The organism is Mesorhizobium sp. M7A.F.Ca.CA.001.08.2.1 (assembly GCF_003998455.1).
In the GTDB taxonomy this organism is placed as follows: domain Bacteria; phylum Pseudomonadota; class Alphaproteobacteria; order Rhizobiales; family Rhizobiaceae; genus Mesorhizobium; species Mesorhizobium ciceri.
Window position 1 is genome coordinate 1 of record NZ_RZPW01000769.1, and the last position, 2,838, is coordinate 2,838.

Consider the following 2,838-nt stretch of genomic DNA (forward strand, 5'->3'; position numbering starts at 1 on the left):
GATCAAGGCAGGCATCGTCGATCCGGCGAAAGTGGTGCGCACCGCACTCCAGGATGCCGGCTCGATCGCAGCCCTTCTGATCACCGCCGAAGCGATGATCACCGACGTTCCGGCCAAGGATGCAGCACCTGCGGGTGGCGGCGGTGGCGGCATGGGCGGAATGGGATACTGAGGACCTGGCGCCAGGAGAAAGCCATGCGTGAACCGACACTGCTTCCGGTATTCCGCACGCTTGGGGCAAGCCGCCGGTCGCCGTTGCGGCGACGCCGGCCAGATCCAGCAGCATGAAGAACGTGGTTGCCAGCATTCGGGAGGGGCTCGCTTCACAGGGCGAGCCTGGTTTCGAAGCTGGGCGTGGCCCTGTGGACAGTCGTTGTGCTGGCGGCAGTGTTTTTCATTGTGCACGCCTGAACCGGTCGGTGGCGGGCGAGAACCAAGAGGACTCGGAATATGGCAACCGCTACGCGCTTCGGATGGACCATCCGGACAGCTGGACCATTTTCGACGTCTTCACCGGCCAGCCCGCCGAGTCCGGCCACAAGGTCATGGTCGGAGTTAATGCTGGTGAAGCGGACGAGATGGTCAGACGGTTGAACGATCAGGACGCCAAGCGGCGGGACGAGGCCGACCCGACTGACCTGTGCTGACAAACCGGCAAGCTGCTGGAATGATTCGCTAACCAGCTGTGGGTGTGTACAGTCGCATTGTCGCCGGCCGGGACATCGGTACCGGCGCTTGAGAGCGACCATCGCTTTCCCGCCCCTCGATGGGAGCCGCATTATGGACAACGGTCATTCGGCCGATGCTATTTCAACTTTTGACTGCAATATTCTGCGCGACGCGTTTACAACTCGGTCATTGAAAAGCAGATCCCCGAGGATCAGTTGCAGGCCTACGCTGTGCTTTTGATCCGCGACTCGGCAACTCCGATTTTGGTTCAGCACTGCTGGCCTGGATCGTAAAGAAATTAACTTTGTCGCCGTGCCTAACTTGCCGGAGCGGACATCTGCTCGGCGCTCGCTTTCATTTTTGCCTGAAAGGATAATGAGCATGAGATACATGAAAACTCCGGACGCTCCGGTCGTAACGATGGAGCCAATCGTCGAGGCCGCAAAAGTCCTATCGAAGCGGCTGACGATCAGAAGCGACGAAGCCGCAAGACGAAAGATCGCCGACACCGACGGCACGATGCGGCGGGCGCGCCAACTTGCGGAAAGCAATCGCCTGATTTGATGAATTGACGCCAACGTCCTGCCGCGGTTGACGCTTATTACGTCATGCGCGTCGGCACGTTACATCTATAACCATATTTCGCTCCAGGAGATATTGACCTCGCCAAGGCCGTCGGCGACTCGCATCGCGACATCATGCGGTGCTGCTGGCCAATCCATTCGCAGTCTGCTGGAGGTGGCCCCGGCGATGCATATCTTGAGCCTAAGACGCCCATTTCAATGCAAAATATGCGTCTTCTATCGGGCGACCGTGCAACCCCGTTTGAGGGCGGAGATTGGGGCGCGAAGCCGCCGTCCCACTCAGCAACACAAACGGCAATCCCAACGCCAGCATCGCTAACAACCAGTCTGCTTTCGGCAGGAGGTTAAGTCGGACGGAATGACCGAGATGAAGGCGCATTGCTGCCGCTAGCTAGGATCCGCTACGAGGATGGGGAAGCACAAGCAGTGCGTTGGAAAGGCGTCAGGCTGTTCTTTCTATGCCTAGGAATGTGCGTATATTGTGCGTAAGAGAGAGGTCGGAGATTTGTAATGACCCACGCACAGCTGGCCCAATCGAAAGTGGTCTCAGGTTTTGTCGACAGCCTGCAGGAGCCGCGCACGCCTTATATCTCGCCGAAGCGCCTGTCGCAGGCGCTTGGCGTGAAGGTGGCCAACCTGGCGCAGTTGACCGGCGTCCACCGCAACACGCTGCGCAATCCCTCGTCGGAGCGCCTGCAGGGTCGGATGCGCGAGATGGTGAAGGTGATTTCGGCCGCAACGGAACTCACCGGCGACGTCAAGAAGGCGATCTTTTGGTACCGCAATAAACCGATTGCCGACTATGGCCATCGCACGGCTGCCGAACTCGTCGCGGACGGCCAGGTCGAGGCAGTCCTGGCCTTCATCCGGGATTTCGAAAATGGGGCGCGTGGGTGAGGATCACCCGAGTCGGTCCAGACGAATCGCTATCTGACACCCAAATGGGCTTTCCTGCCCATCAGCGGTGCAGGCGCGGCGATCGACGGCGGTCGTTTCAACCGGCCATGCGTCGAAGCACTCTATCTGTCTCGTTCGACCCAGACGGCTCTTGACGAATACAAGCAGGGCGCCAGCATCGTCCCGCCGGCAACGCTTGCCGCCTACAAGATCACGCTCGCCTGAGGTGGCGGACCTTTCGCAGGGATTCGACCCGGAGATCTGGGACAGCGCTTGGCAGGAATGGGATTGTGCCTGGCGCCAGATCGCTCGCATCGACAAAAGCGTCACGCCGGTGGCACCAACCTGGTGGTCTTTCCGGCCAGTCTTGTCGAAGGCGATAAGATCACCGTCCATGATCCCGATCACCGGCTGCCGCACGACCAGTCGTCCTGGCCGTAGGAATCGACTGTCTCTGGGATCACAACGCGACGACGCCCCCCGTCACGGCGCTTGGTCCCCAACGAGACCGTCCTCGCCGTCGCCCTCCCCGCTAGCCAGCCCAACCGGTATATCGCCGGCCAGCAACTTCTCCTTCGACAGGAGGCCTGAGTGAACCCCGTCCCCACCCGACCGCGGTAAACCAGCTTCCCCTTCTCATAGGTGCCGAGGATCAGCGAGGCCATGCTTCGGCCGGTGTCGTTTGGGC

General features: G+C 60.3%; 5 protein-coding genes and 1 pseudogene. 5 read left to right on the forward strand and 1 reads right to left on the reverse strand.

Features of this window, described 5'->3' with window-relative positions:
• The 5 genes and pseudogenes from groEL to EN914_RS39490 all read left to right on the forward strand — a co-directional run.
• Nucleotides 1–172 (forward strand): annotated as a pseudogene (gene groEL / locus EN914_RS30515) (chaperonin GroEL); the annotation flags it as partial.
• 112 nt (nt 173–284) lie between these two features.
• A complete protein-coding gene (locus EN914_RS39485) occupies nt 285–647 on the forward strand; it encodes a hypothetical protein (RefSeq protein ID WP_024504928.1) in 363 nt (120 codons plus the stop codon).
• 403 nt (nt 648–1,050) lie between these two features.
• Nucleotides 1,051–1,233: a hypothetical protein gene (locus EN914_RS30530; protein WP_024504929.1), complete on the forward strand. Its 183-nt coding sequence runs from the start codon at nt 1,051–1,053 to the stop codon at nt 1,231–1,233.
• A 530-nt stretch (nt 1,234–1,763) separates the two neighbouring features.
• Entirely contained in the window at nt 1,764–2,150 is a 387-nt protein-coding gene (locus EN914_RS30535) for a hypothetical protein (protein WP_024504930.1), read from the forward strand.
• Nucleotides 2,151–2,231: 81 nt separating this feature from the next.
• Nucleotides 2,232–2,375 carry an RES domain-containing protein gene (locus tag EN914_RS39490; protein WP_245265393.1) on the forward strand — a complete coding sequence of 48 codons (144 nt, stop codon included), beginning with the start codon at nt 2,232–2,234 and terminating at the stop codon, nt 2,373–2,375.
• 179 nt (nt 2,376–2,554) lie between these two features.
• Here the strand turns inward: EN914_RS39490 and EN914_RS40035 are convergent, their stop codons facing one another.
• Nucleotides 2,555–2,815: a hypothetical protein gene (locus EN914_RS40035; protein WP_024504932.1), complete on the reverse strand. Its 261-nt coding sequence runs from the start codon at nt 2,813–2,815 to the stop codon at nt 2,555–2,557.
• Nucleotides 2,816–2,838 lie beyond the last annotated feature (23 nt).

Coding starts and splice junctions, on each gene's coding strand:
- EN914_RS39485 (WP_024504928.1), top strand. CDS start 285: ATGAAGAACGTGGTTGCCAGCATTCGGGAGGGGCTCGCTTCACAGGGC.
- EN914_RS30530 (WP_024504929.1), top strand. CDS start 1,051: ATGAGATACATGAAAACTCCGGACGCTCCGGTCGTAACGATGGAGCCA.
- EN914_RS30535 (WP_024504930.1), top strand. CDS start 1,764: ATGACCCACGCACAGCTGGCCCAATCGAAAGTGGTCTCAGGTTTTGTC.
- EN914_RS40035 (WP_024504932.1), bottom strand. CDS start 2,815: ATGGCCTCGCTGATCCTCGGCACCTATGAGAAGGGGAAGCTGGTTTAC.